This is a genomic window from Nonomuraea terrae, assembly GCF_004348995.1.
GTDB classification, from domain to species: Bacteria; Actinomycetota; Actinomycetes; order Streptosporangiales; family Streptosporangiaceae; genus Nonomuraea; species Nonomuraea terrae.
In genome coordinates this window covers 1-26375 of sequence record NZ_SMKQ01000125.1, presented here as the reverse complement: position 1 = coordinate 26375, position 26375 = coordinate 1, and the positions used below count along the sequence as shown (strand labels likewise).

Below are 26375 nucleotides of genomic sequence, written 5' to 3'. Positions count from 1 at the left end.
GGCGGTGGCGAGGCGGGAGAGGGCCTCGGCGTACGGGGGGTCGAGCCAGTAGTCGGAATGCCAGCGGCACTCGGGGAGCGGCTCGCCGGGGCCGGGCAGCGGCGGGTCCCAGCAGAACCGGTCCACGCCGGCGTCCGCGCGCTCCGGGTCGCCGCCGGCCAGCGGGTCGGCCGTGGCGAAGACGGGCCCGCCGATGGGGTCGCTCAGCCGGTAGAGGTTGCACCAGGTGACGGAGTCGCGTACGGCCGACAGCCCGGCCGCGCCGAAGTAGGCGGGGAAGAAGGGCGCGTACAGGCGGCCGAGCGGCGAGCCGTGGGTCAGCAGCCGGACCCGCCCCCGCAGCTCGGGCCGGAGCTGCAACACGAGCGCGGCGGCGATCACGCTGCCCTGGCTGTGCCCGGACAGCACGACCTCGTCCCGGTCGGTACGGGCGAGGCGGGCCACCCGCGCCATCAGCTCGGGGATGACCCGCTCGGTGTAGCAGGGCGGCGCCAGCGGATGGATGGCCCGGGGCCAGAAGGTGCAGATGTCCCACAGGATGCCGACCGTCCTGCGCAGCCGCGAGTCGATGTACGTCCGCCGCCCGATCAGCACCAGCCCGACGACGATCGCCACCATGGCCCAGCTGCCGATCGAGGCGAGCAGCCCCGCGACGCCCCCGTCGGGCGTGAACAGCCCCAGCCGGTAGATCACGGTCACCGCGGCGAACCCGGCCACGCCGAGCCCGGTGAGCACCGCCACCACGAACCCGATCCGGTCGGTCAGCGTGGCCAGCGCCCACTTCCCGGCGACCTCCCGCGCGTCGCTCACCTCTCCGTAGTACGGCTCCAGCAGGGGCGCCAGCCGCTCCCCCTCGGCCGTGCGGTGCGCGTTCAGCACGCAGGCGACCACGACGGCGCCGAGCACCAGCAGCGGCACCAGGGCGGCCGTCCACCAGACCGTGTCGTCGAGGAAGAGCTTCCTGCCGAGCGGGCCGGCGCCGGCCGAGGTGGCCGCCACGCCGAAGAACGAGGCGGTCCAGAACAGCACGCCGAGCGCGAGCACGTTCGCGCTGCCCACGGCCACCATCAGCGCGAACCAGGCGGCCAGCCCGCCCATCGCGCGCCGCTCGCCGGGCGTGCGGTCCCTGCGGGCCAGTACGGTGACGGCGGCGAGGATGAACACCCCTAGCGCGATCATGAGCGCGTACTCCAGCACGCCGACGCCCACGCCGGGGAGCTGAGGCGCGTACGGTCCGGGCGGCAGGCCGGCCAGCGCCGCCCCGCCGGTGACCAGGAACACGACCGGCGCCGCCACCCGCAGCGCCCGGATCGCGCGCCCCAGCCAGGCGGGCTCGGGCCCGCCGGTGTACGGGTCGAGCCGCCGCGCGGTCGCCGGCAGCACCACCAGCACGGCGGCGGCGAGCTGCACGCCCGCGTTGGCCGCGGTCAGCGCGAACCCGACCGGCGTGTGCGCGAACGGCGCGGACACCGCCAGCCCGATGGAGGCGATCGCGAACGACACGTGCACGACGCGCAGCCGCCACACGGGCGTGCGCCCGTGCCACAGGCGCGGCTGCCCCAGCAGCACACCGCCGCGGCCGGTGCCGCGGAGCTCCTCCGGCGCCACGTCCGTGCGCTCGTCGCGGCGCCAGGTACGGCGGGCGATCCACCACAGGACGACGACGGCCAGCAGCGGGACCAGCGCGGTGACCGCGAGCCGCTTCGACGGCTCGCCACCCCACAGCGCGCCCAGCCAGTGCACCCAGACGGGGGCGGTGTCGACGGTGCAGGCGCGGCCGGCCGCGGTGCACTGCCAGCCGACGAGGTCGACGCTGGCCCGGGTGACGGCGCCGACGAGCGTGCCGGTGAGCAGCAGGCCGAACAGCCGCTGCGCCGCCTCCGTCAGGTGCCGCAGCCGGTCGGCGCCCGGCGGCCTGGGCAACATGAAGTACGACAGGTTGGCCAGCGCGAACGGCAGCAGGAGCAGCCACAGCGCGATCGTCCGCCCGCCGGAGGTGAGGTTGCCCCACGCGTAGGCCTCGCGGCGGCGCACGCCGGGCACGTCGGGGTGGTCGCCCGCCGGTTGCCCGGCGGCCCACCAGCGGCGGTAGAAGCCGGTGGTGCCGTCGCCGGCCACGAGCCGGGGGTGAGGGTGGTTGAGCATGCCGGCCGGCGGGGTGCCGGACACGCCGTGGACGCGTAGCTCCGTGACACCTCCGCAGGTCCGGTCGAGGAATCCGTCCATGCCACAAGGGTGGAACCGCAACCTCAATTACGTACAGTTACTAATTGGTTACGCATTTGATATGCGTCATGACTTTACGGATCCGCATGGCCGGCCGAGCTGAGGGAACGAGGACGGCTGTCCGGGGTGCCGCTCGCCGAGGGGGCGAAGAGCCTGAGTGACCACATCGAAGGCGCCGGCCTGAGCGGGGCGGCGGCCCACTGGATCGACCGCGCGACGGTGGCCTGGCGGGCCGATCCGTCGCTGCGGCACGGCCTGGCCTTCAGCGCGACCGGCGGCATCGCGCCCGACCCGGCGAGCCCGGACGGGCTGGGCGGCGCGCCGCGGCTCATCCGGCTCGAACCGGGCGCGTTCGGCGAGGAGCACAAGCGCCGGTGGCCGCACCTGGCCGGGTACACCGCGCTCACGGTGGACCCGCGCGACGCCGGCCTGGCCGCGCGGGCGCTGCGCGGCCAGGTCGTGGCCGCCGCCTGGGACTGCGGCGGCACGCTGCGGGAGGCGACCGGGGTGCAGATCCCCGGCGTGCTCGACGACCTGTACGCCGCGGCCGCCACCGCCCCGCTGGGCCCGGGCGGAGGGATGTTCCCGAGGCTGTCGGTGTGGGCGCCGACCGCGCAGAGGGTCGAGCTGGCCCTGTACGGCTCCCACCGCTCCGTGCACCCGATGCGCCGCGACGACGCGACCGGCGTGTGGTCGGTGCGCGGCCTGCCCACCTGGTACGGCCGCGCGTACGCGTACCTGGTGACCGTCTACTCCCCCGCCGCCGGCGCGGTGGTGACGAACGAGGTCGCCGACCCGTACGGCGTGCTCGTCACCCCGGACGGCGGGCGCGGCGTGCTCGTCGACCCCGGCGCCGCCGCGCACCGGCCGCCCGGCTGGGACCGCCTGGCCAAGCCCGCCCCGGTGCCGCCGGAGCGGGCCGTGGTCTACGAGCTGCACGTGCGCGACTTCTCCGCCTCCGACGCGAGCGTCCCGCAGGAGCTGCGCGGCACGTACGCGGCGTTCGGGCTGGACAGCCGGGGGACGCGCGAGCTGCGGGCGCTGGCCGCCGACGGGGTGACGCACGTGCACCTGCTGCCGGTGTTCGACTTCGCGACCGTGCCCGAGCGCGGGGCCGACCGCGTGGAGCCCGAGCGCGACTTCGCCGCCCTGCCGCCCGACTCGGAGCTGCAGCAGGAGTGCGTCGCCCGTACGGCGGCCACCGACTCCTACAACTGGGGCTACGACCCGCTGCACTACACGGTGCCGGAGGGCTCGTACGCGACCGATCCGGACCGGCGGATCAGGGAGTTCCGCGGCATGGTCGCCGCGCTCAACCGGGCCGGGCTGCGCGTGGTGATGGACGTCGTCTACAACCACACCCACTCCACCGGCGTGCTCGACCCGATCGTCCCCGGCTACTACCACCGGCTGCTGGAGGACGGCGCGGTGGCCACCTCCACCTGCTGCCCGGGCACCGCGCCGGAGCACCTGATGACGGGCCGGCTGGTGGTGGACTCGGTGGTGGCCTGGGCGCGCCGGTACAAGGTGGACGGCTTCCGCTTCGACCTCATGGGCCACCACCCGAAGGCGAACATCCTGGCCGTCCGCCACGCCCTCGACGCGCTCACGCCCGCCCGCGACGGCGTGGACGGCCGCTCGATCCTGCTGTACGGCGAGGGCTGGGACTTCGGCGAGGTGGCCGGCGGCGCCCGGTTCGAGCAGGCGACGCAGGCCGGCATGGCCGGCACCGGCATCGGCACGTTCAGCGACCGGATGCGCGACGCGGTGCGCGGCGGCGGCGCGTTCGACTCCGACCCGCGCGTGCAGGGGTTCGGCTCCGGCCTCGCGGGAGCGCCGAACGGGTCGCCGGCCAACGGCACGCCGGAGCAGCAGCGGGCGCGGCTGGCGCACTACTCCGACCTGATCCGGGTGGGGCTGACCGGGAGCCTGGCCGACTACGTGCTGCCCTCGGGCGTGAAAGCCCGCGACCTCGACTACAACGGCGCGCCCGCCGGGTACACGACCGCACCCGGGGAGGCGGTGACGTACGTGGACGCGCACGACAACGAGACGTTGTTCGACGCATTGGCGTACAAGCTGCCGCAGGACACGCCGATGGCCGACCGGGTGCGCATGCAGCTGCTGTCGCTGGCCACGGTGCTGCTGGCGCAGGGGACGGTGTTCGTGCTCGCGGGCTCGGAGCGGCTGCGTTCGAAGTCGCTCGACCGCAACTCCTACGACTCGGGCGACTGGTTCAACCGGCTGCTGTGGGACTGCGCGCAGGGCAACGGCTTCGGCGCGGGCCTGCCGCCCAGGGCCGACAACGAGGCCCGCTGGCCGTACGCCCGGCCGCTGCTGGCCGATCCGGCGCTGCGGCCGGGTTGTGAGGCGATCGAGGCGTGCCGCGCCGGGTTCGGGGAGCTGCTGCGGATCAGGTCGTCCTCACCGGCGTTCGCGCTGGGGTCGGCGGAGGAGGTACGGCGGCGGCTGACGTTCCCCGGCTCGGCGGAGGGCGTGATCGCCATGCAGGTCGACACCGCCGGCCTCGACCCGCGCTGGACGTCGGTCACCGTGGTCTTCAACGCCACGCCGTACCCGCAGGTCCAGGGCGTGCCGGCCGCGGTGGCGCCGCATCCGGTCCAGGCGGCCTCGCGCGACCCGGTGGTGCGGGAGTCGGCGTACGACCCGGGCGCGCGCACGGTGAGCGTTCCCGCGCGCACGGTGGCGGTGTTCGTCGGGACGGGGGTGTCTGCGTGTGACCCCGCGGGGTAGGGGGAAGCCTTATGGGGGGTAGCCCCCACATCACTGGCATTGAGCCGCACGACGGCACAAACTGGATAGACGGCGATCGCGTGGAGCAGTGGAGCACCCGTGGACAATCACCTTGATCACATGCCGGTTCTTTCCCGCGGCAGGCACCGCAACCCCAAGCGCGGTGCCTGCTTCATGGAGCTGGCCTCCTACCTGGCCGGTGAGCGGTGGAGCGACCACCCGTCGTGCACCCACCCGCTGCTGGCCGCACTCGCCCGCCTCGTCAACGACAACACCGATGACGAGAGCCGGTCCAAGCTCGTCCGGCTGGTGCCGTCCATCATCGGGCTGACCAGCGACGACCTCCGGGTGGACGCGCGGATCGCGCTGCGCTGCGCCACCACGGCGCTGCCGGTGGCCGCCGCCGAGCGCCAGCTCGCGCTGGCGGTCTCGGTGCTCGCCGCCGAGGAGATGCTGGCCCGGCTCGACGGCGCGCCGTCGGGGCGGCTGAGTGAGCGGAGCCGGCGCGCCATGGAGGCGGTGCCGCACGCGGCCGAGCAGGCCAGGCGCTTCAGCCGGGCCGCCCGGATCACGGAGAAGGGCTTCCGCCGGTACGCCGCGCCCAACGCGGTGCAGCTGTCGGTGGTGGGCATCGTGCAGGCGTGCGTCGACGACCCGGACGCGCTGCTGCGGCAGCTGCTGGCGGACGCGATCGCCGACTGCACCGCCCTGATCCGCGTCCCGGAATCGACCGCCCCGACCGGCACCACCCTCCCCGCCCACGCCTGACCACCTCGGACGCCGGCACCCGCGCTGAACCCGCGGGGGTCATGGGGCGTGGGCGAGCACCTTGGCGAGGGCTTCGGCGATGTGGGCGGCGTTCGCGGGGTCGTCCATGAGCATCGACTGGCGGACCCAGAGCACGTCGCGGGCGGCGGCCTCCGCGGCCGGGCAGGGCTCCACCCGGGCGCCCGCCTCGACCAGCGCCGCCATGCCGCCGAGCGGCGGGTAGCCGCCGTCGAGCGGCACGCCCTCCGCCGCCATCGCCGCCAGCACGAACGACCGGTCGAAGGGCACGTGCACGCGGAGCATGAGCAGGTGCCGCGAGTCCAGCGTCGTGCCCGCCGGCTGCGGCACCACCCTCACCGGCTGCCCCGCCGCACGGCCGGCCGCCGGTGGGGCGTCGGGCCACGGAACGGTGGCGAGCTCGCGTTCGACGGCCGCGCTGAAGGCGTTCCTGCGGTCGATCTCCTTGTCCAGGCGATCGAGCCAGGGCAGCAGGAGGGCGGCCTGGATCTCCGTCAGCCGGAGGTTCCAGCCGAGGCCGGGATGGCCGTACCACTCGCCGCCACGGCGGCGGCCGAGGTTGCAGACCGACCAGACGGCCTCGTGGACGTCCTCGTCGCGGCAGACGACGAGGCCGCCCTCCCCCGCCGTCATCGCCTTGCTCGCCTGGAAGCTGTAGACGCCCGCGTCGCCGAGCCCGCCGACCGGCCGGTCCCGGTACGTCGCGCCGTGGGCCTGGGCCGCGTCCTCCACCACGGCCAGGCCGTGGCGGGCGGCGAGCGCGTTCAGGGCGTCCATGTCGGCGGGGCTGCCCGCCAGGTGCACCGGCATGACGGCGGCCGTGCGGCCGGTGACCGCCGCCTGCGCCGCCTCCGCGGACAGGTGCAGGTCGGCCGGGTCGACGTCCACGATCACGGGGGTGGCCCCGGCGAGCAGGACGGCCGTGGCCGAGGCCACGAACGTGTACGCCGGCACGATCACCTCGTCGCCGCGTCCCACGCCCAGGCCGCGCAGCGCCGCGAACAGGCCCAGGGTCGCGTTGCCGACGGTGACGCCGTACGGGACGCCCGAGCGGCGCGCGAACTCGGCGGCCAGCTCCGCGCAGGCCGTGCCGCCCTGCGTGGCGCCCCACAGGCCGCTCTCCAGGACGGCGGTGACCCGTTCGCGCTGGGGATCGTCGAGCGGCGGCGGCCAGGACGGCCAGGGCGCGGTGCGTACGGGGGTGCCGCCGTGGATGGCGAGCGTCATGGGAGGCGTCCTTCCAGGATGCGGGCGAGGTTGCCGCCGAGGATGAGGGCCCGGTCGGCGTCTTCGAGCGGGGCGAGGACGACGCGGCCGAAGCCCGTCCGCAGGTCGAGGAAACAGGAGTCGGAGCCGTAGACGACGCGGTCGGCACCGATCAGGCCGGCCAGGCGGGCGATCCACCGCCCGGTCATCTTGGAGCCGCAGATCTCCAGGAACACGTTCGGGTACGGCCCCGCCAGCTCGGCGGCGCGGTGGAAGCCGTTCTGCCACAGCCCGGCGTGCCCGAGCAGCAGCGGCACGCCGGGGTGCCGCCGGGCGACGGCGGCGAACTGCGCGGGGTCGCTCCACGGCGAGCCGGTCTGGCCGTGCGCGAGCACGGGCAGACCGAGCTCCCAGACGGGGTCGTAGCGGCGGTCGTCGAGGGCGCACTCGTGCACGTCCGGATGGATCTTGACGCCCCACACGCCCTGGTCGGTCAGCCGGTTGCGCTGGTGGGGGTTGTACACCTGCCAGACGCCGATCCGGCCGGGGTGGCGTTCGGCGGCGGCGAACGCCAGCCGGTTCCCTTCCTCGGCGGAGGGGCCGACGGCGAGCAGGTGGCTGATCCCGATCGCGTCGATGCCGAGGCGGTCCATGAGGGTGACCATGCCGTCGGCCGACGGGTCGGGGATGAGGAAGTCGGGCCAGGTGCCGAGGTGTCCGTGCGCGTCGAGGATCATCGGGTGCTCCCGAGGAGGCTGCCACCGGCGGCGATCAGGTCGATGTCGGCCTGGGGCAGCTCCAGGTGGTCGAGCAGGAAGCGGGGGCCGCAGTCGTCCAGGACGGGGGCGCCGGTGCCGAACACCAGCCGCTCGGCCCCGAAGCGCCCGGCCAGCCATTCGACGCCGCGCTGGGTGTTGACGGTGCCGATCTCCACCCAGAGGTTCGGGATCTCGGCCATGAGCTCGGCGACGGCGCGCAGCCGCCGGTAGCCGGGGTTGAGCAGCAGCAGGCGCTGCCCGGGCAACATCCGGGCAAGGGCGAGCAGTTCCTTCGGGGAGGTCTCGTCGAGCTCGACGGCCGCGGTGACGCCGAGCTCCGCGAGCAGGCGTACGGCGGTGGGCCCGGTCAGCTCGAAGCGGTGGCGGGCCGGGCAGAGCCGGACCATGGGCACGTCCCGGTCCGGCACGGGCTCACCCGCCGCCGGCAGCAGCACGGGAACCGGCAGCAGCCGCGGGTCGCGCAGGGCGAGCAGCGCCTCGTTTCCGGCGCGGACGTCGGAGTAGAGGCTGAGGGTGTGGGTGACGCAGGCCCGATGGATGCCCAGCCGGTCCATCTCGGGCCGCGGGTCCTGGGGCAGGTCGTCGAACGGCACGGGCCCGACGAGCCGGTGGACGTCCATCACTAATTCCGGCACAGACCGAAATTAGCCGTAATCATGAGCACCGGTCAAGGCGCTCTTGCCGGATTTTGGCCCAGACCGTAATGTGCTGTCCGCCACGAGTCAAGGGAGGCGGACGTGACCGCGTTCGACGCGCGCAAGCTGGTCGGCGACCTCGAGGTGACCCTCGACGTGGACGTGCTGGTCGGCGCCCACCCCGATCGTGACGGGCCGCCGGGCACGCCGGAGTCGGTGCTGGACGTCCTGGCCGCCCACCGTATCCGCTCGGGCGCGGTCGCGTCACTGCGGGCCGCCCTGTTCGACGTGCCCTCAGGCAACGACGAGGTGCTGGCGCTCGACGGCGTCGTCCCCGTCGGCGCCGTGGACCTGCGCGACCCCCTCGGCGCCGTACGCGAGATCGACCGGCTAGCGGAGCTGGGCGTGCGGGCGATCAGGCTCTTCCCGGACGAGCAGGGCGTCGAGGCGGGCTTCCCGTCGGTGCGGCACGTCGCGCGGAAGGCGGCCGGGCTCGGCCTGGTCGTGCTGACCGGCGGCGACGTGCGGAGGTTCTGGCAGCCGTTCGCCGGGCTGGAGGCCACGGTGGTCTTCCTCGACACGCACTTCTACCACCTCGGCGACTTCCTCGTCGCAGCCGCGGACGAGCCCGGATTCCACACCTCGACGCGCCTGCTCAACTCCCCCGACGCGCTGGAGACCGTCCCGCCCGACCGGCTCCTGTACGGCTCGCGCACCCCCCACTACGAGCCCCTCGTCCCCCTGCTGCGCCTGGCGACCAGCGGGCTGAAGCCGGACGAGATCGCCGCCGTGGCGGGCGGCAACGCGAGGAGGCTACTCGGATGATCATCGACGTGCACGCCCACTGGGGCCCGTGGTTCTTCACGATGGACGTGGCCGCGGCCAACCTGTCCGCCATGGACCGCTACGGCATCGACCTCGCGATCGTCTCGGCCACCGAGGCGGTGATCTACGACGCCCGCGCCGGCAACCGGGCCCTGGCCGGCTGGCTGACGGGTCAGGACCGCCATCTCGGCTACGTCACCGTCAACCCCCGCCGCCCGGCCGACGCCGAACGCGACCTGCGCGAGTACCTCCCCACGGGGAAGTTCGTCGGGGTCAAGATCCACACCGACTACACCGGCTCGCCCGCCTCCTCGCCGCAGACGCGCGAGGCGCTGGCCATGGTGGCCGAGGCCGGCGTGCCGGCGCTCGTCCACACCTGGGGCGCCACGGTGCTGGACCTCGCCGAGGTCTGCCGCGACACGCCCGGCCTGCGAGTCATCGCGGGCCACATGGGCGCCGACGGGTACGCGTACGCGATCCAGGCGGCGCGCGAGTGCGACCGCCTCTACCTGGAGCCGTGCTACTCCCACGCCCCGGCCGGGCGGGTGGCCCGGGTGGCGGCGGCGGTCGACCGCACCCGGCTGCTGTTCGGCACCGACTCGACCCTCATCGACCCGGCCTCGGCGTTCGGCGCGGTCGCGGCGGCGAACCTGGACGAGGAGACGGCCGAGCTCGTCGCCTGGCGCAACGCCGCCCGCCTCTTCGGCCTGGACCTCACGCCCTAGCGCCCGTTACGCCGTACCCGTTACGCCGTACCCGCTACGACCTGCCCGCTACGACGTGCCCGTTACGCCGCCGCGGCGAGCACGGCCGCGCGCTCCGGCTCCGGCAGGCCGGGGCCGTACGGGTCGAAGGCGTGGGACCCGGGGATCAGGCCCTCGGCGGCGGCCAGCCAGAGCATGCGCTGGACGTACCCCTCCATGGGGGCGGTGAAGGTGGCGGCGGCCAGCCGGTCGAGGCGCGCGGACGCCTTCTCGAAACCGCGCAGGTCGTCGCCCTCGAACGCGCGCAGCACCGCCGCCGTCGTCTCCACCGACGCCGCCGCGATGCCCACGAGCGCCGCCTGCGCGCCCCACAGCAGCGAGGGGCCGAACATCCGGTCCTCTCCCGTGATGGCCAGCCGGCCGGCCTCGCGGGTGAGCGCGATCGTGCGCTGGCAGCCCATCGCGTCGGACAGCAGCGCCGTCTTGAGCCCGGCGACGCCCGGATGGCGCAGGATCTCGCCGAGCGCGGCGGGCGGGCAGGGATCGGTGTACAGGTCGAACGCGATCATCGGCAGCCCGGCGGCGGCCCACACCGCCTCGTGCAGCGCCGCCCGGTCCCCCTGGGACGGGAACACCAGCACGCCGTCGGCGCCCAGCTCGGCGGCGACCCTGGCCTCCTCGGTGGCGGCTGACCGGCCGCCGCCGACGCCCGCGATCACGGGCACGCCCGTACGGCGGGCGCGGGCGATCAGCCCGGCGCGGACGTCCGGGGCCAGGAAGGGACCGCGGCCGGTGTGGGCGAGGACGGCCAGGGCGTCCGCGCCGGAGGCGGCCAGACGGCGGAAGTACGCCTCCGCGACATCGAGGTCCACCTCGCCCGACCTCGTCATCGGCGTCGCCGCGGCGGCCACCAGGGCGCCGCGCAGGCGGTCACGCAGCCGGGCGGCCCCCGGATCGATCGGCGTGCTCATCAGTTGCTCCCCTCACCGGACGTTCCGGGCGACCAGCGTAGGCCGTACGGAACCGGCGAAGGGAGCACCCTACTTCAGTCCGGTCATCGCGATGCTGTTGACGAGGTAGCGCTGCAGCAGGAAGAAGACCACCAGGCAGGGCACCGCCGAGACCGCCGCCGACGACATCAGCGTCGCCCACTGCAGCTCCTCCGTCTTCAGCACCGTCAGGCCGACGGTGAGGGTGCGGGTGGCGTCGCTCTGCGAGATCACCAGCGGCCACAGGAAGTCGTTCCAGTGCCACAGGAAGACGAACACGCCCAGCGTGGCCAGGATGGGCTTGGTGAGCGGCACCACGATCGTCCAGTAGACGCGCAGCTCCGAGGCGCCGTCCACCTTGGCGGCGTCGAAGAGCTCGTCGGGCAGCCCCATGATGAACTGCCGCATGAGGAAGACCGCCTGCGAGTTGGCCAGCGTCGGGACGATCAGCCCCCAGAACGTGTCGGCCCCGCCGAGGTCGGAGACGAGCACGTACAGCGGGATGAGCGTGGCCTGGAACGGCACCATCATCGTGGCGATGAACGTCCACAACATGGCGTCGCGGCCGGGGAAGCGCTTCTTGGCGAAGGCGTAGCCGGCCATCGACGCCGTGAGCAGGATGATCACCACGGAGACGACCGAGTAGATCAGCGAGTTGAGCGTCCATTCGATGAACCCCGACGCGCCCAGGATCTGCGTGATGTTGTCGAACGTGAGCGCGTCGGGCCACTGCACGGGCACGGTCGGCGCGCCGCGCGGCGAGAGCGCCACGATGATCATCGCGATGAACGGGCCCAGGGTCAGCAGCGACATGACCGACAGCAGCGCGTACAGCGCCCATTTGCGGGCCCGTCCGCGGGCGGGCCGGCGCGGCGCGGCGGCCCGCCCGGCGCGGGCGGCGGGGCGCGTGGCCGTCAGCGTCATGTGTCCTCCTTGCCGACGATGCGGCGCTGGATCAGGGCGACGACCAGCACGACGGCGAAGAGCACCATGCCCCAGGTGGCCGCGTAGCCGAACTCCCAGAACCGGAAGCCGCGCTCGAAGATGCCGTAGATGAGGGTGTAGCTGGCCTTGGCCGGGCCGCCGCCGGTCATCACGTAGATGGTGTCGAAGACCTGGAACGAGGAGATCGTCTCGATCACCAGGACGAAGAAGAGCGCGGGCTTGAGCAGCGGCAGCGTGATGCTGCGGAAGCGCTGCCAGGCGCTCGCGCCGTCCACCGTGGCCGCCTCCAGGTACGTGCCAGGGATCGCCTTGAGCCCGGCCAGCAGGATCAGCATCGAGTAGCCGAAGCCCTTCCAGCAGGAGACGACGGCGAGCGCGGGCAGCACCAGGTCGGCCCGCTCCATGAACGCCACCGTCCCGATGTCGATCTTGGCCAGCAGGCCGTTGAGCAGGCCGTCGATCTCGTAGATCCAGCGCCAGATGATGCCGGCGAAGACGAAGCTGGTCACGTACGGCAGGAAGAGGATGCCGCGGAACAGGCCGCGCAGGAAGACGACGGCGTTGAGCAGCAGCGCGGTGCCGAGCGAGACCAGCACGACGAGCGGCACGTAGATGGCGGTGTACACCAGCGTGACCCGGAGGCTGGACCAGAAGTTCGGGTCGTTCACGAGCCGGACGTAGTTGTCGGCGCCGGTGAAGCTCCACTCGCCGCCGATGTTCCAGTTCGTCAGGCTCATGCCCGCCGCCCCGAGGGTGGGGAAGATCCTGAACATCAGGAACAGCACGAGCATCGGCAGGACGAACAGCAGTCCCGTGATCGGATCACGCAGGCGGTGACGCACCTGGTTTCACACCTTTCGAGAAGACGGGCTGGTCAGCTGCCGCTCGCCAGCAGCTCGTTGGCCTCGGCGGCGGCGGCGTCGAGGGCGGTCTTCGCGTCCTCCTTGCCGATCAGGGCCGCCTGCACGTGCGCGCCGATCATCGCCATCACCTGGCGGGCCTTGGGGTGCGTGTCGCCGGGGAAGGCGTACTCCAGCGCCTCGGCGAACTGCTTCGAGGTCTCCGACTGGTCGGGGATGGTCACGTCGGTGCGCGCCGAGTAGAAGCCCGACTCCTTGGCCAGCGCCGCCGCCACCTCGGGTGAGGCCAGGTAGCCGGCGAACTTCTTGGCCGCGTCCTTGACCTCGGAGTGCTTGGCCAGGACGAGGCCGCCGGGGATGCCGAAGGCGACCCGCTTCTTACCCTCCAGGGGCAGGCCGATGCCCACGTTCTCGGGGCCGATGGCGGCGCCGAGCTGGTCGGCCTGGAGCGCCGTGGCCGCGTGGTACATCGCCGTCTTGCCGGCGGCCAGCGGGCCGCCCTCGATGTCGTTGCCCTTGCTGGCGGTGTTCTCCGGCAGGCCGCCGGCGGCCTTCAGGTCGAGCAGCAATTGCAGGCTGTCGATCCCCTCCTGGCTGTTGACCGTCACGCTCTTGCCGTCCGGGGAGAACACCGAGCCGCCGTTGGCCCACAGGATCGGGTAGAAGCTCTGGTTCAGCGCGTCGGGCTTGCCCGGGTAGTCGAGGACGGCGACGCCCTTGGCGGCCAGCTTGGGCGCGGCCTCCTTCAGCTCGGCGAGCGTCTCGGGCGCCTTGGCGACGCCCGCCTCCTCGAAGAGCTTCTTGTTGTAGATGGGCGCGGTGATCGTCTGGTAGATCGGGACTCCGTAGAGCTTGCCGTCCACGGTGAGCCCGCTGAGCGAGTTGGGCAGGTACGCCGCCTTGTCGGGCGCGACGACGTCGTCCACGGGCTCGAGCGTGCCCTGCTGGGCGTACTGCGGGATCTGGTCGGGGCCGAGCACGACCAGGTCGAAGCCCTTCCTGGAGGCCAGGGCGGTGGTGACCTTCTCCTGGCGGCCGTCCCAGGGCTGCTGGTCGATGGTGACGTCGATCGTGGGGTTCGCGGCCTCGAAGTCCTTCTCGACCTTGTCCCAGAACGTCTTGTTCTTGGCCACGTCGCTGATGACGGGATACATCCAGAGGGTCACCGCGCTCTTGTCCGAGCCCGAGCCACCGGACCCGCATCCGGCGATCACGGCGCTCATGGCGGCCACGATTCCGGCTGCCGTTGCCTTCCTCATCGGTGGCGTCCTTTCATGAATACCGGTCCTGACCGAAACCTAGTTATTCGGAGCGGAACGGGTCAATGGGTGATACATGAACGTAACTAGGGCAGGTTCGGGTAGCTCGCCACCCCCCGCGCGACGGCGTCCACGTGTTCCCGCGTGTAGCGCTCGTTCCAGTCGATGACCACGAGGGTGGCCTCGACCAGCCGCTCGGCCTCGGGGCAGGCCGCGGGGCGGTAGCCCTCCAGCGGGTAGGCGGAGCTCCCGTAGACCGGCCGGCCCCACAGCGGGGCCCGGTTGAGGGGCTCCTGGAGATAACCGGCCCGCGCCGGGATCCCGGCCGCGCTCAGGTGCGCCGCCAGCTCGGGGGCGTCGCCGCCGGGCAGCACGAGCGGGAAGAGCCACCAGGCGTGCCCGTCGGTGCGGGGCAGGCGGATCACCGCCTCGCCGGGCGCGTCCACCTCCGCGACGCCGTCCAGGCCGCGCAGGGCCTCGACGAGCAGGCCGGCGGTGCGGCGGCGGGACTCGACGACCCCGGGCAGCTTGGCCAGCTGGGCCCGGGCCACGGCGGCCTGGAGCTCGGTCATCCGGTAGTTGAGACCGAGGCTCTCGTGGGAGCGGCCCGCGGCCCGGTCCCAGCCCTTGTCGGCGAACAGCCGCATGCGCCGGGCCAGCTCGTCGTCGTCGGTGAGCGTCAGGCCGCCGTCGCCGCAGGTGATGTGCTTCCACTGCTGCAGGCTCAGGGTGCCGACGTGGCCTGCCGTGCCCGCGTACCGGCCGCCGGGCAGCTCGGTGAGCCACGCCTGGGCGCAGTCCTCGATCAGCGTGAGTCCGTGCTCGTCCGCCAGCGCGCGCAGCTCGCCGACGCGGGCGGGGGCGCCGAACAGGTGGACGGCCATGATCGCCCGTGTGCGCGGCCCGATGAGCCGCTTCACGGCGTCCGGGTCTAGGGTGCCGTCGGAGGGATCGACATCGGCGAAGACAGGAACGGCGTTCTGCGCCAAGATGGGGGCCACGGTCCCGAAGTCCGTGATCGGGGTCGTGATGATCTCGTCTCCGGGGTCGGGCGCCGCCGCCACCACCGACAGGTGCAGCGCCGCGGTGCCGGAGCTGCACGCGACCACGTGGCGGGCGCCGTACAGGTCACCGATCTCGCGTTCGAGCGCCCGCGCCTCGGTCCCCCAGACGGAGCTCAGCATGCCGGAGCGGATCACCCGTTCCAGCGCCGCCGTCTCCTCGTCGCCGAGGGTGCGGCCGGCGGGTTCGGCCATGTTGGGAAAATGCAGAGTCACCAGTTAACCTTTCGGTCTAGACCGTAATAAAGAGGAGGCGCGGGTGGGTATCGTCATCGGAGTCGTCGGCCCCCACGATCTGGTCGACGACGTCGCGGCCACCTGCGAGGAGCAGCCGGGCGTGAGCACGCTCAGGCTCGACTACGACCACGAGTCGCAGGCCCCCGCGATCGTCGAGGGGCACGCCTCCTCCGTCGAGGGGTGGCTGTTCACCGGCATCGTCCCGTACATGCTGGCCCGCAACGCCGACGTGCTCTCGCAGCCGGCCGCGTTCGTCGACTACTCCGGCGCCACGCTGCTCGGCGCCCTGGTCCGGCTGCAGCACGAAGGCCACGACATCACCCGCCTGTCCATCGACACCATCTCCCCCGCCGACGTCACCACCACGTTCGTCGAGGCGGGGCTGCCCACCGACCGCCTGCGCACGCTTGGCTACCGGCCTGACGCGACCTCCAAGAAGGTCATCGCCTTCCACCGGCGCGGCCCGGCCCACCCGGTGATCACCTGCATCAGCTCGGTGCACGAGGCGCTGCGCGAGGAGATGCACGTGCTGCGGCTGGCGCCGTCGGTGCACTCGGTCCGCGTGGCGCTGCGCCAGCTCCTGCTGACCGCCGAGGGCCAGGCGCAGGAGGACGCGCAGATCGCGCTCGGGCTGGTGGAGGTGGACGGTGAGGAGGGCCTGCTGCGCGAGGCAGGCGCGCTGGGCGGCACGCTCGCCGCCTTCCGCGGCGGCACCCACCTGCTGGTGACCACGCGGGGCCCGCTCAACGACGCGACCGGCGGCTTCACCGGGCTGCCCATGCTGGCCCGGCTGGCCGCGCACAGCGCCGTGGCGCGGGTCGGGTTCGGCCTCGGGCGCAGCGCCGCCGAGGCCGAGAGCCTGGCCCGGCGGGCGCTGGCCCGCGCGCGGCGCATCGGCGACGTGGCCGCGGTGCTGTCATTGCGCGCCGACACCGACATCGTGCTGGAGTCGGTGGCCAGCGCGCCCACGGGCACGCAGAACCTGTCGGTGCTCGCCCGCCGGGTGGGCCTGTCGGTGCCGACCCTGGAGAAGCTGCTGGAGGCCCGCGAGGCGGCCGGCGGCGCGGCGCTGACCACCCGCGAGATCGCCGAGCGGCTCGCCGTCCAGCAGCGCACCGCCCGGCGCATGCTGCACCGGCTGGAGCTGGCCGGGCTGGCCGAACGCACCGGCAACCTGACCAGCGGCTCCAGCGGCCGACCGCTCACGCTCTACCGCCTCACCCTCTAGGCCAGCCATCGGTCCAGGCCCTCGGCCACGAACTCGTCGTCGCGCAGCCACGGGTACGCCGCCCAGACGCGGTCGATCTCCGCGAGCTGCCCCGGCGACAGCTCCTCCTCCGGGTCCAGGCACCAGCGGCCCGCCAGCAGTCCCTGGCGGCGCAGCACCTCGTGGATGCCGGGGATGCAGCCCCGGAAGCCGTTGGCCGAGTCGAAGATGGCGGCGTTGGCGTCGGTGAGGTGGCCGTCGAGGCTGAGCAGCCGGCGCACCGCCGCGTCGTCGCCGGAGCGGGCCAGCGTGGCCTGCTCCAGCAGCTCCACCGCCCGCCGCACCCACACCGCCCACTGGCCGAGCAGGCCGCCGACGAACTCCACCTCGACCTCGCGCCCGTCCACGATCACGCGGTGAGTGGTGATGAGGTCGGCCAGGATGTGGTCGTCGTTGCCGGTGTAGAGCGCCACCTCGCCGGCCCGGCCCGCGCGTACGACGCCGTGCAGCACGTCGAGGGTGCGGTAGCGGTCGAAGGGGGCGACCTTGATGCCCACCACCGACTCGATCGAGGCGAGCCGCGTCCAGAAGTCGCGCGACAGCGGCCGGCCGCCCACGGCGGGCTGCAGGTAGAAGCCGATCACCGGCAGCACCTCCCCCACGGCCCGCGCCCGCTCGACCAGCCCGTCCTCGTCCAGCTCCCGATACGGGCTGAGCAGCACCATGTGGTAGCCGAGCGACCTGGCCAGCTCCGCCTCGGCCACGGCCCGTTCGGTGGGCCCGGTCACCCCGGCCACCAGCGCCACCGCGCGCGGGAACTCCGCCGCCGCGTCGGCGGCCAGCTCCAGCACCGGCCGCAGCAGGCCGGTGCCGTGGATGGCGAACTGCGTGGTGTGCACGCCGACCGCCAGCCCGCCCGCGCCGGCCTCCACGTAGTAGCGGGTCAGGGCGCGCTGGCGGCGCTCGTCCAGCTTCCGGTCCTCGGTCAGGGCCAAGGGATGGGCCGGGATCACCAGACCGCGTCTGAACAGGTCCCGTACGGACGTGTGCGCCTGCGGAGCCGTGCTGAGCACGTGAGGTCCCCCTTTGTCGTCAGAAGTGAGCACGCGGGTCAGAACCGCCCGTCGCGGCGATCGAACTTGGTGGGCTTGCCGAGCAGCGGCCCGCCTTCGGCGACCCAGCGCGCCGTGTGCTCGATGAGCTCGGCGGGGGTCAGCTCCGGGTAGCCGAACAGGCCGTGGCAGCGCGAGGCGTTGGACAGCAGCGCCGTGGGCGCCTCCTCGCCGGTGAAGACCGGCTCCTTGCCGAGCACGTCGCCGAGCGCCTGCGCCGCCTGCCGTACGGAGATCAGCTCGGGGCCCGTGACGTTGAGCACGTACGGCGGCGTGCTCGCCAGCAGCAGCGAGCGCAGCGCGACCTCGTTGGCGTAGCCCTGCCAGACCACGTTCACCTGGCCCGTGGTCAGGTCGATCGGCTCACCCGCCAGCACCTTCTGGGCGAGGTCGACGAGCACGCCGTAGCGCAGCTCCACCGCGTAGTTGAGGCGGATCAGCGACATGGGCGTGCCGGCCGCCTCGGAGAAGTGCGTCAGCACCCGTTCCCTGCCGAGGCAGCTCATCGCGTAGTCGCCGACCGGGCCGACGGGATGGTCCTCGGCGCAGCCGCCGCCGGCGACGGGGACCAGCGGGTAGACGTTCCCGGTGGACAGCGCGGCGATCCGGCTGCCGGCGAACCGTTCGGCCACCCGGCCGGGCAGGTACGTGTTGGTGAACCAGGCGGTGTGCTCGCGGCCGTGGGTGCCGAACTTGGCGCCCACCAGGAACACCACGTTGGGCGCGTCCGGCAGCTCGCGCAGCGCCCGGTCGTCGGCGACGTCGGCGGCGACCACGGTGGCGCCGGCGGCGCGGAGGTCGTCCGCGAGCCCCGGCTCGGAGAAGCGCGACACCGCGATGATCCGCCGGTCGCCGCGGGTGGCGTTCAGGGCCAGCCGCACCAGGCTCGGGCCCAGCTTGCCGCCGGCGCCCAGGATCATGATGTCGCCCTCGAGCCTGCCGAGATCGCCGACGAGTCCGGCACTGGGCCGTGCCAGCCGCTCCTCGAGTTCCGCTGTCGTCCGCACGCGGTCTCCTCCATCCGTTATTTACGGTCCAGACCGTAACTGGGCAGGAGTCCGGCTGTCAACGGGGGACGGGCTGCTCAGGCGCGTTCGCGCGCGCAGACGAGCACGTCGAGCACGGCCCGGGTCTGGCTCCACGGCACCGGGCTGGGCGCGCCGCCCACCATGGCGAGGAACGCCTCGATCGTCCCCTCGTAGCCGAGGCCCTTCACCGGGTCGTCGCCGGGCTCGATCACGATCGTCTCGGTGAAGTCGCGTTTGTGCAGGGTGACGGTGTAGGACTCCGAGGCGGAGACGCCGAGGATCTCGACCGTGCCGGTGACGCCGTCGTCCCAGCGCAGCGCCAGCACGCCGGTGTCCTCGGAGCGCAGCGTCGTGTAGTGCCGTCTTGCCCCGGCGGCGCCGGCCAGCCGCACGGCGGGGCCGAGCAGCGCCACCAGCAGCTCCACCCCGTGAACGCCCATGGTCACCATCGTGCCGCCGCCCTCGCCGGGCGTGTCCTGCCAGGCGTTGTAGCCGTTCGCCCAGAGGCCCACGTCGTGCCGTACGGTCGCCCGCACGGCCAGCAGCTCGTCACGGTCGACGCGCGCACCGGCGAAGGCCGGGGCGAAGCGCAGCACCGAGCCCGACAGCACGCGGTCGTGGATCGGCAGCCGGTCGAGCTGCTCCAGCTGGGCGCGGGTGGCGGCGGCGGGCTTGTTGACGAAGCAGGGCGCGCCCGTCTCCAGCACCCTGGCCAGCGCCTGCGGGACCTGCGGGTTGGGCACGGTCACCACCACGCCGTCGGGTGCGCCGGACAGCGCCTCCTCCAGGCTCGCCGCCACCTTCGCCCGGGGGTGCTCGTCGGTGAAGCGCCGCAACCGCTCCGGGTCCTGCTCCCAGACGACGAGGTCGGCGTGGCGGGCCAGGGTGCGGGCGTCGGTGTAGGGGTGGCTGGTGGCGAGGCCGGCCAGAGCGATACGCACGGCTGTCTCCCTTTCATGCACGTCTGCCAGAAATGCCAAACATCATCCCAGCGCCTCGGCCGTTCCCGGGGATCACGGGTGTTGACAGTGTCACGATCAGCTGATTACGGTCGGGTCCGTTACTGGTGCTATCCGAGGTCCATCCTCACGCTTCACGCATTTCAGGTGTGACCGTAATCCAGAAACCCGTCGGGAGCCCCATGTCCTGGTTACGCCGGCTTCTCGTCCTGCCCGCCGCCGCGGCCCTCCTTCTCACGGGGTCGCCGCCTGCCGCCCACGCCCAGACCGCGCCGTCGCGCTGCGGCCCCACCGGCGGCCCGATCACCTCGTACGGACCCGCGAGCGTCACCAACGCGCTCGGCAACGCCGTGTTCGTCGGCGACACGCTGTACGCCGTCACCCGCGGCCTGTCGCCCAACGTGGTCGGCGCGTACGACACCGCCGCGGACGCGGTGACCGCCCACCACGACATCCCCACCGGCATCGGCGCCTGGGCGATGACCAAGGTCGGCACCGACGTCTACGTCGGCACGCACGGCCCCGCCGACCTGTACAAGCTGGACACCCTCACCGGCCAGGTGAGCGAGGTGGCCTCCTTCGAGGACACCTACGTCTGGAACATGGCCGCCTCCCCCGACGGCAAGGTCTACCTCGGGATGTCCCCGACGGGCCGGGTGGTGGAGTACGACCCGGCCTCCGGCGCCACCCGCGACCTCGGCGTCGCCGTCCAGGGCGAGGAGTACGTCCGCAGCATCGCCGCCGACGACACCACCGTCTACGCGGGCGTCGGCAGCCACGCCCACCTGGTCGCCATCGACCGCGCCACCGGCGTCAAGCGCGAGATCAGCCCGCCCGAGCTGGCCTCCCGGGATTTCGTGGCCAGCATGGCGATGAACGACACCCACCTGGCGATGGGCATCTCGTCGCAGGGCGAGCTGCTCGTGCTCGACAAGGACGACCCGGGCGACTACCGGATCGCCGCCGCCCCCGGCGAGAAGTACGTCACCTCGGTGGCCTTCCTCGGCGAGCACGTCTACTTCACCGGCCGCCCCACGGGCACGCTGTACCGCTACCACCTGGAGACAGGTGAGGTGGAGGCGCTCGGGGTGCCGTACCCGGAGGCGGGCACGCAGGTCCTGCACGCGCACGACGGCAAGATCTGGGGCACCCAGGACGGCGCGGTCTTCGTCTACGACCCGGCCACCGGCGAGCTGGAGTACCGCAACCTCGTCGCCCGGGGCATGCGCGCCGGCCCCGAGCAGCCGATGACCGTCTTCTCCGACGGCACGTACGTGTACGTCTCCGGCAAGGGCGGGATGCAGGTCCACGGCCCCGATGGCGAGTCGCGCCGCGTCGGCATGCCCGGCGAGCCCAAGTCCACGGCCCTCGTGGACGGCCGCCTGTACCTGGGCGTCTACACCCAGGCGCTGCTCTACGGCCACGACCCGGGCAGTGACGAGGCGAGCCTGCTGACCGGGATCGGCAACCGGCAGGACCGGCCGCGCGACATGGCCCACGACGCGGACACCGGCCTGATCGCGATCGGCACCCAGCCGGAGCCCGGCCAGGAGAACGGAGCACTGTCGCTCTACGACCCGCGCACCGGCGAGCTGGACGTGCGCCGTCCCGTCGTGCCGGACCAGAGCGTCTACTCGGTGGCCGCCGCCGAAGGCGTCGCCTACCTCGGCACGTACATCCAGGAGGGCTTCGGCCTGCCGCCCAAGACCTCCACCGCCCGGCTGGCCGCCTACGACCTGCGCGAGCGCAAGCTGCTCTGGCAGATGGAGCCGGTGCCTGGAGCGGCCTTCGTCGCCGACGTCGTACGCCATCGCGGCCGCCTCTACGGGGTGACGGACACGGGCGTGCTCTTCGAGGTGGACCCGGCACGCCGGCAGGTGACGAGGACCACGAAGGTCGGCGCGTTCGGCGGCGACCTGGTGATCCAGGCCGGTCAGTTGTACGGCGTCTCGGGCGAAACGGTGAACAAGGGCGACCGGGTCTACCGGGTGGACCTGCGCGCCTTCACGACCCACACCGTCGCCGACGGGCTGGCCGGCGACTGGTTCGACGGCGCCAAGCTCGCCGCCGACCCCTGCGGTCTGTACACGCTGCGCGGGCGCGACCTGGTCCGGATCGACACCCCCCACGGAAGGAACTGAGCATGCGCTTGACCACGATCCTGCTGGCGGCCCTGTTATTCGGTACGGGCGCCCCCGCGGCGCTCGCGCAGGACGAACCGCGGCCGCCCGTCGGCACGGTCACCGACTTCGGCGTCCAGTCGACGGCGCTCACGGTGTTCGAGGGCTTCTTCGGCGCCGACACGACCGGGCGTCCCGTCGTCTACAGCGTCCAGATGGGCACGCCCGGCGTGCTCGCCGTGGTCGACCCCGTCACCCGCGAGCACCTGCACACGGCGACGATGGCCGACTCGTCGGGCGCCTGGGCGGTCACCCAGGCCAGTGACGGGTCCGTGTACACGGGCAGCTACCCGAACGCCCACGTCTACCGCTACGACCCGCAGAGCGATGAGATGACCGACCTGGGCGCGCCGGTGCCCGGGCAGACCGTGCTCTACGGGTTCCAGCCCGGCGAGGACGGCAAGATCTACGGCGGCACCTACCCGGGCGCGCACGCGTTCTCGTACTCGCCGTCCGAGGGCTTCCGCGACCTCGGCGTCATGTACGAGGGCCAGCAGTACGTCGTCGACGTCGCCGTAGACACCGAGCGCGAGGTGCTGTGGGCCGCCGTCGGCTCCGCCGGCCACCTGGTCAGGATGGACCTGCGGACGGGCGAGAAGCGTGACATCTGGCCCGAGGAGCTGCGCGGCGACGCGAACTACCCGGCAGACATCAACCTGGTCGGCGGCAAGCTGTTCGTCAAGCGCAACAAGCTCGACGGGATCGTGCTCGACCCCGACACCGGCGCGGTGCTGGCGCGCGACTTCACCATCAGCTCGCGCGGCACCACCCGCGTGGCGGACGGCTCGTACGTCTACTTCACCTCCGGCACGGCGCTGTGGCGCTACGACCTGACGACCGACACCCCCGAGCCCGTCCCCGGCCCCGTGACCGCGGGCGGTCCCGGCGTGGGCTGGGGCTTCGTGGACGGCCGGCTCTACGGGCTGATCGGCAACTACGCACAGGACGCGCTGTCGTACGACCCGGCCACGGGCGCCTCGGAGCGGTTCAAGCTGCCCTTCCCGGCCCAGCCGATCGACATCAACAACGTCAGCGCCGGCCAGGACGGCAAGATCTACACGAACCTCTACATCAACGGCACCGTCGCCACGCTCGACCCGGCCACGGGGAAGGTCACCGAACTCGGCCGGGTGGCGCAGACCGACGGCTGGTTCTGGCACGAGGGCACGATGTACCTCGGCACCTATCCCAACGGCGCCGTCCTGCGGTACGACCCGTCGCAGCCGTTCAGGAGCGGCAGCAACCCGCGTGAGCTGTTCCGCCTCATCGGCGACGGCCAGAACCGCCCGCACGCCTTCGCCGCCGCCGCAGGCAAGCTGTACGTCGGCACCACGCCCGACTACGGCCTGTGGGGCGGCGCCCTGACGGTCTACGACTTCGCCACGGGCGAGCATGACGTGATCAAAGCGCCCGTCGCCGACCAGGGCGTGATCTCCCTCCTGGCGCGCGACGGCACCCTGTGGGGCGGCACGACGATCAACGGCGGTGGCGGCACCACCCCGAAGGCCGACGAGGCCAAGATCTTCACCTTCGACCTGGCCACCGGCACGAAGACGTCGGAGTTCGTGCCCGTGCCGGGGGCGGACTCGATCACCTCGATCGTGGAGGGCCCGGACGGCCTGCTGTGGGGCCTGGCCGACGGCGAGCTGTTCGTCCTCGACCCGGACACCTCCGAGGTGCGTCGCCGGGTGGACCTGCCCGGCGGGTACGGCGGTGTCCAGGACGAGCTGCACGTCAATCCGGACGAGCACGTCTACGCCTCGCTCGACGGTCACCTGCTGCGCATCGACCCGCTGTCCATGGACGTCACCGAGCTGCGGGAGGACGGGACGTACCGCTCCAGCCAGGACGCCGCGGGCAACCTGTGGTTCCGCAGCGGCGTCAAGGGCGCCAACAACGCCGTGCAGGGCGGCGCCCGGCTCCTGCGGTACACGCCGCCCGCGGACGCCTGCGCCGGTTCCGACCTGTCGCGCGAGGTGACCATCAAGGACGTCGGCAGCGGCGTGCCCAACCGCTACCGTCCTGACGGCTGCACGATCGAGGACCTGATCAAGGACGAGGACCACACGGGCTCCGGCCTCGTGGGCCACGTCGGCAAGGTCGTCGGGCAGCTGATCACCGCGAAGGCGATCACCGCCGCAGAAGGCACGAAGCTCATCGAAGCCGCCCGCCGGGCGAGCTGACCCACCCGCCGCGGCCGCACGCCCCGTCACCGGCGGTGTGCGGTCGCTCGCGCGTTTCCCCAGGTCAGGCAAGCCTTTCCTTCGTTGCGGATCTTGCACCCGATATGCCAAATTCAGGGTTGTAGACAGCAAAATGGAGGGAATTTCATGACCATCGAGCTCGCCCGGCCGTACTCCCCCGAGCAGCACCACAGCCACCGGGACGTCACCGGCGGCTGGCTGCGGCCGGCGGTGTTCGGGGCGATGGACGGGCTCGTGTCCAACTTCGCGCTGATCGCCGGCGTGGTCGGCGCGGCCGGGGCCGGGCGGGGCGCGGTGCTGGCCGGGTTCGCCGGGCTGGTGGCCGGGGCCTGCTCCATGGCGGCCGGCGAGTACACATCCGTGAAGTCGCAGACCGAGCTGATGCGCGCCGAGATCGCCGTCGAGCGGCGCGAGCTGGCCCGCAACCCCGTGGGCGAACGGGCCGAGCTGGCGGCGCTCTACCGCTCGCGCGGCCTCGACCCGGAGCTGGCCGAGCGGGTGGCCGAGGGCCTGTCGGCCGATCCGGAGCAGGCGCTGCGGGTGCACGTGCGCGAGGAGCTGGGCGTCGATCCTGACGACCTGCCCTCGCCGCGGCTGGCCGCCGTGTCGTCCTTCTGCGCGTTCGCGATGGGGGCGCTGGTGCCGCTGGCACCGTTCCTGTTCGGGGCGTCGGGCCTGCTGGTCGCCCTGTTGGTGAGCATGATCGCGCTGTTCGGGTTCGGGGCGGCGGTGGCGGTGATGACCGCGCGGCCGTGGTGGCTGGGCGGGCTGCGCCAGCTCGTCCTCGGCGTGGGCGCCGCCGCCGTGACGTTCGGCCTGGGCCACCTGCTCGGCGTCACCGTCTCCTGACCCCGCCACCCGGCACCGGCGGGAAACGCTGCTCGGCGAACTGGTGCCGCAGCGTGCCGTCACTGTGGTTCCGAGCGCCGCCCATCCAGCGACACTCCCGCCGCGTGACGGGTTACGGGCGTGCGACGCGTTACCGGCGGGTGACGGGTTACGGCGTGTGACGCGTTACCGGCGGGTGACGGGTTACCGGCGGGTGGCGAGTTACCGGCGGGTGGCGAGTTACGGGCGGGTGACGGTGGCCAGTCGGATGCCGAGGCCGATGAGGGCGGCGCCGGTCAGGCCGTCGACGGCCCGGCGCACGCCCGGCCGGGCGAACACCTTGCGCAGCGTCCCCACGATGCCCGCCACGAGCAGGAACCAGGCGACCGTGCCCGCCAGCGCGACCGCCGACAGCACCAGCGTCTCCCCCACGCCCGCGCCCGAGCTGACGAACTGCGGCACCAGGGCCACGAAGAAGAGCGCGGCCTTGGGGTTGAGGACGTTCGTCAGCAGTCCTTCGGCGAACGCCGCCCACGGCCCCCGCCTGACGGCGGCGGCGGTGTCGAGCTCCAAGGCGCCGCCCCCGCCCAGGGCCACGCGCAACGACCTGACGCCGAGGTAGAGCAGGTAGCCCGCGCCGACGACCTTGACGACGGTGAACGCCGCCGCCGAGGCCGCCATCAGCGCCGCGATGCCGGTGGCCGCCGCCACCACCCAGGCGGACACGCCGACGGCGATCCCCACGGCTGCCGCCATGCCGTGGCCACGGCCCGAGATCGCGGAGCGGCGTACGACGACGGCGAAGTCGGGCCCCGGCGACATCGCCCCGAGCAGCACAATCCCGCCAAACGCCACGATATGCGTCATAGAGGTCATGGCGGCCACCGTACAAGGACGCGTCCCTCGGGCACCACGGCCGAACGCTCCCACGTCCACGTCGGCACGGTGATCATCTCCGCCGGGCGGTCGAGCGGCACCGGCGTGTCGAGCAGCGCGGAGCACGGGCTGAGCGGCAGGCCGCCCCGCGGGATGACCACGGTGTCGAGCGGGGTGCGGCAGGTCGCCCCGTCCGGCTCGTCCCGCTCACCGGGCACCCACGCGGCCTGCCCCGAGAAGGCGACGTACGCCAGCGCCCCACGCGGCGCGGCGCCCGAGTGGCGCAGCGTGCCGGCGGGCAGCCAGCCGTGCTGCCCGGGCGTGAGGACGACGCCCGAGACGTGCAGCTCGCCGGTCAGCAGCACGAGCTCCTCCCCCGCCAGGTAGCGGCCGCGCTCGTGCCGCGCCCAACCGGGCGGGAAGCGGACGAGCGCCGCCGAACCGCCCAGCCGGGCCAGCCGTACCGGGAGGTTGGACCCCGGGATCAGGAAGGGGTGGCCGGGCAGCTCCGCGTCGTCGAGCAGGTCGATCAGCACGGCCGTCGATCAGCGCCTGCGGCGCCACTTCTTGAGGATGGTGCGCAGTGTCAGCAGCAGCACGACCGCCACGAACTGGCCGCCGAGCACGATGCGGTTGACGTCGATGGCGGGCCGCCAGATCGCGTCGCCGTCCTTGAGCACGAAGACCCCCGCCGGGGTGGCGCCGAACCCGTAGC

22 protein-coding genes are annotated in these 26375 nt (G+C 73.1%); 8 read left to right on the top strand and 14 right to left on the bottom strand.

The window, feature by feature from the left end; genetic code table 11:
- Positions 1 to 2226: hypothetical protein (locus E1286_RS30570; protein ID WP_132618018.1), on the bottom strand; the 2226-nt coding region annotated here is incomplete at its 3' end.
- Positions 2227 to 2352: 126 nt separating this feature from the next.
- Between E1286_RS30570 and pulA the strand changes: the two genes are divergently transcribed.
- Both pulA and E1286_RS30560 read left to right on the top strand, forming a co-directional pair.
- Positions 2353 to 4980 (top strand): pullulanase-type alpha-1,6-glucosidase, encoded by a 2628-nt coding sequence (pulA, locus tag E1286_RS30565; RefSeq protein ID WP_246075362.1) that lies wholly within the window; start codon positions 2353 to 2355, stop codon positions 4978 to 4980.
- 120 nt (positions 4981 to 5100) lie between these two features.
- The gene (locus E1286_RS30560) at positions 5101 to 5748 is read left to right on the top strand and encodes a hypothetical protein (RefSeq protein ID WP_246075360.1); all 648 of its coding nucleotides are present in this window, start codon (positions 5101 to 5103) and stop codon (positions 5746 to 5748) included.
- 39 nt (positions 5749 to 5787) lie between these two features.
- Here the strand turns inward: E1286_RS30560 and E1286_RS30555 are convergent, their stop codons facing one another.
- From E1286_RS30555 to E1286_RS30545, 3 genes are read right to left on the bottom strand one after another with little or no spacing between them, the layout of a single operon-like run.
- The gene (locus E1286_RS30555; RefSeq protein ID WP_132618016.1) at positions 5788 to 6993 is read right to left on the bottom strand and encodes a DegT/DnrJ/EryC1/StrS family aminotransferase; all 1206 of its coding nucleotides are present in this window, start codon (positions 6991 to 6993) and stop codon (positions 5788 to 5790) included.
- Positions 6990 to 7709, bottom strand: coding sequence for an amidohydrolase family protein (locus tag E1286_RS30550; RefSeq protein WP_132618015.1), 720 nt, complete (start codon positions 7707 to 7709; stop codon positions 6990 to 6992). The genes E1286_RS30555 and E1286_RS30550 overlap by 4 nt, the downstream gene beginning before the upstream one ends.
- Complete coding sequence (locus tag E1286_RS30545; RefSeq protein WP_132618014.1) at positions 7706 to 8386, bottom strand: amidohydrolase family protein; 681 nt, start codon at positions 8384 to 8386, stop codon at positions 7706 to 7708. Before E1286_RS30545 ends, E1286_RS30550 begins: the two co-directional genes overlap by 4 nt.
- Before the next feature lie 102 nt (positions 8387 to 8488).
- On the opposite strand from E1286_RS30545, the gene E1286_RS30540 reads away from it, so the two are divergent.
- Both E1286_RS30540 and E1286_RS30535 read left to right on the top strand, forming a co-directional pair.
- Positions 8489 to 9211, top strand: coding sequence for an amidohydrolase family protein (locus E1286_RS30540; RefSeq protein ID WP_187368243.1), 723 nt, complete (start codon positions 8489 to 8491; stop codon positions 9209 to 9211).
- Positions 9208 to 9936, top strand: coding sequence for an amidohydrolase family protein (locus E1286_RS30535; protein WP_132618013.1), 729 nt, complete (start codon positions 9208 to 9210; stop codon positions 9934 to 9936). Before E1286_RS30540 ends, E1286_RS30535 begins: the two co-directional genes overlap by 4 nt.
- A gap of 62 nt (positions 9937 to 9998) precedes the next feature.
- On the opposite strand, the gene E1286_RS30530 is transcribed toward E1286_RS30535, so the two are convergent.
- The 5 genes from E1286_RS30530 to E1286_RS30510 form a co-directional block, all read right to left on the bottom strand.
- Complete coding sequence (locus tag E1286_RS30530) at positions 9999 to 10886, bottom strand: dihydrodipicolinate synthase family protein (RefSeq protein ID WP_132618012.1); 888 nt, start codon at positions 10884 to 10886, stop codon at positions 9999 to 10001.
- Between the two features lie 69 nt (positions 10887 to 10955).
- The gene (locus E1286_RS30525) at positions 10956 to 11828 is read right to left on the bottom strand and encodes a carbohydrate ABC transporter permease (RefSeq protein WP_132618011.1); all 873 of its coding nucleotides are present in this window, start codon (positions 11826 to 11828) and stop codon (positions 10956 to 10958) included.
- Positions 11825 to 12691 (bottom strand): carbohydrate ABC transporter permease, encoded by an 867-nt coding sequence (locus E1286_RS30520; RefSeq protein WP_132618010.1) that lies wholly within the window; start codon positions 12689 to 12691, stop codon positions 11825 to 11827. Before E1286_RS30520 ends, E1286_RS30525 begins: the two co-directional genes overlap by 4 nt.
- A 32-nt stretch (positions 12692 to 12723) precedes the next feature.
- The gene (locus E1286_RS30515; RefSeq protein ID WP_132618009.1) at positions 12724 to 13968 is read right to left on the bottom strand and encodes an ABC transporter substrate-binding protein; all 1245 of its coding nucleotides are present in this window, start codon (positions 13966 to 13968) and stop codon (positions 12724 to 12726) included.
- 86 nt (positions 13969 to 14054) lie between these two features.
- Complete coding sequence (locus E1286_RS30510) at positions 14055 to 15245, bottom strand: DegT/DnrJ/EryC1/StrS family aminotransferase (RefSeq protein WP_223190546.1); 1191 nt, start codon at positions 15243 to 15245, stop codon at positions 14055 to 14057.
- A 43-nt stretch (positions 15246 to 15288) separates the two neighbouring features.
- Here E1286_RS30510 and E1286_RS30505 point away from each other — a divergent pair, with 43 nt between their 5' ends.
- Entirely contained in the window at positions 15289 to 16494 is a 1206-nt protein-coding gene (locus tag E1286_RS30505; protein WP_246075359.1) for a hypothetical protein, read from the top strand.
- Here the strand turns inward: E1286_RS30505 and E1286_RS30500 are convergent.
- The 3 genes from E1286_RS30500 to E1286_RS30490 form a co-directional block, all read right to left on the bottom strand.
- Entirely contained in the window at positions 16491 to 17546 is a 1056-nt protein-coding gene (locus E1286_RS30500; RefSeq protein ID WP_132618008.1) for a dihydrodipicolinate synthase family protein, read from the bottom strand. The two genes, E1286_RS30505 and E1286_RS30500, sit on opposite strands and share 4 nt — an antisense overlap.
- A 38-nt stretch (positions 17547 to 17584) precedes the next feature.
- A complete protein-coding gene (locus E1286_RS30495; protein WP_132618007.1) occupies positions 17585 to 18592 on the bottom strand; it encodes an NAD-dependent epimerase/dehydratase family protein in 1008 nt (335 codons plus the stop codon).
- Positions 18593 to 18669: 77 nt separating this feature from the next.
- Positions 18670 to 19554, bottom strand: a complete 885-nt coding sequence (locus tag E1286_RS30490) for a Gfo/Idh/MocA family protein (protein WP_165969983.1) — start codon at positions 19552 to 19554, stop codon at positions 18670 to 18672.
- A 200-nt stretch (positions 19555 to 19754) separates the two neighbouring features.
- Here E1286_RS30490 and E1286_RS30485 point away from each other — a divergent pair, with 200 nt between their 5' ends.
- The 3 genes from E1286_RS30485 (at position 19755) to E1286_RS30475 (ending at position 24805) form a co-directional block, all read left to right on the top strand.
- Positions 19755 to 21713 (top strand): PQQ-binding-like beta-propeller repeat protein, encoded by a 1959-nt coding sequence (locus E1286_RS30485; RefSeq protein WP_132618005.1) that lies wholly within the window; start codon positions 19755 to 19757, stop codon positions 21711 to 21713.
- A 2-nt stretch (positions 21714 to 21715) separates the two neighbouring features.
- Positions 21716 to 23935 carry a PQQ-binding-like beta-propeller repeat protein gene (locus tag E1286_RS30480; protein WP_132618004.1) on the top strand — a complete coding sequence of 740 codons (2220 nt, stop codon included), beginning with the start codon at positions 21716 to 21718 and terminating at the stop codon, positions 23933 to 23935.
- A 147-nt stretch (positions 23936 to 24082) separates the two neighbouring features.
- Complete coding sequence (locus tag E1286_RS30475) at positions 24083 to 24805, top strand: VIT1/CCC1 transporter family protein (RefSeq protein ID WP_132618003.1); 723 nt, start codon at positions 24083 to 24085, stop codon at positions 24803 to 24805.
- A gap of 219 nt (positions 24806 to 25024) precedes the next feature.
- Here the strand turns inward: E1286_RS30475 and E1286_RS30470 are convergent, their stop codons facing one another.
- Complete coding sequence (locus tag E1286_RS30470; protein WP_246075357.1) at positions 25025 to 25639, bottom strand: LysE family translocator; 615 nt, start codon at positions 25637 to 25639, stop codon at positions 25025 to 25027.
- A gap of 17 nt (positions 25640 to 25656) precedes the next feature.
- On the bottom strand, positions 25657 to 26196 hold the full coding sequence (locus E1286_RS30465) for a cupin domain-containing protein (protein ID WP_132618001.1): 540 nt from the start codon (positions 26194 to 26196) through the stop codon (positions 25657 to 25659).
- Positions 26197 to 26375: the final 179 nt, after the last annotated feature.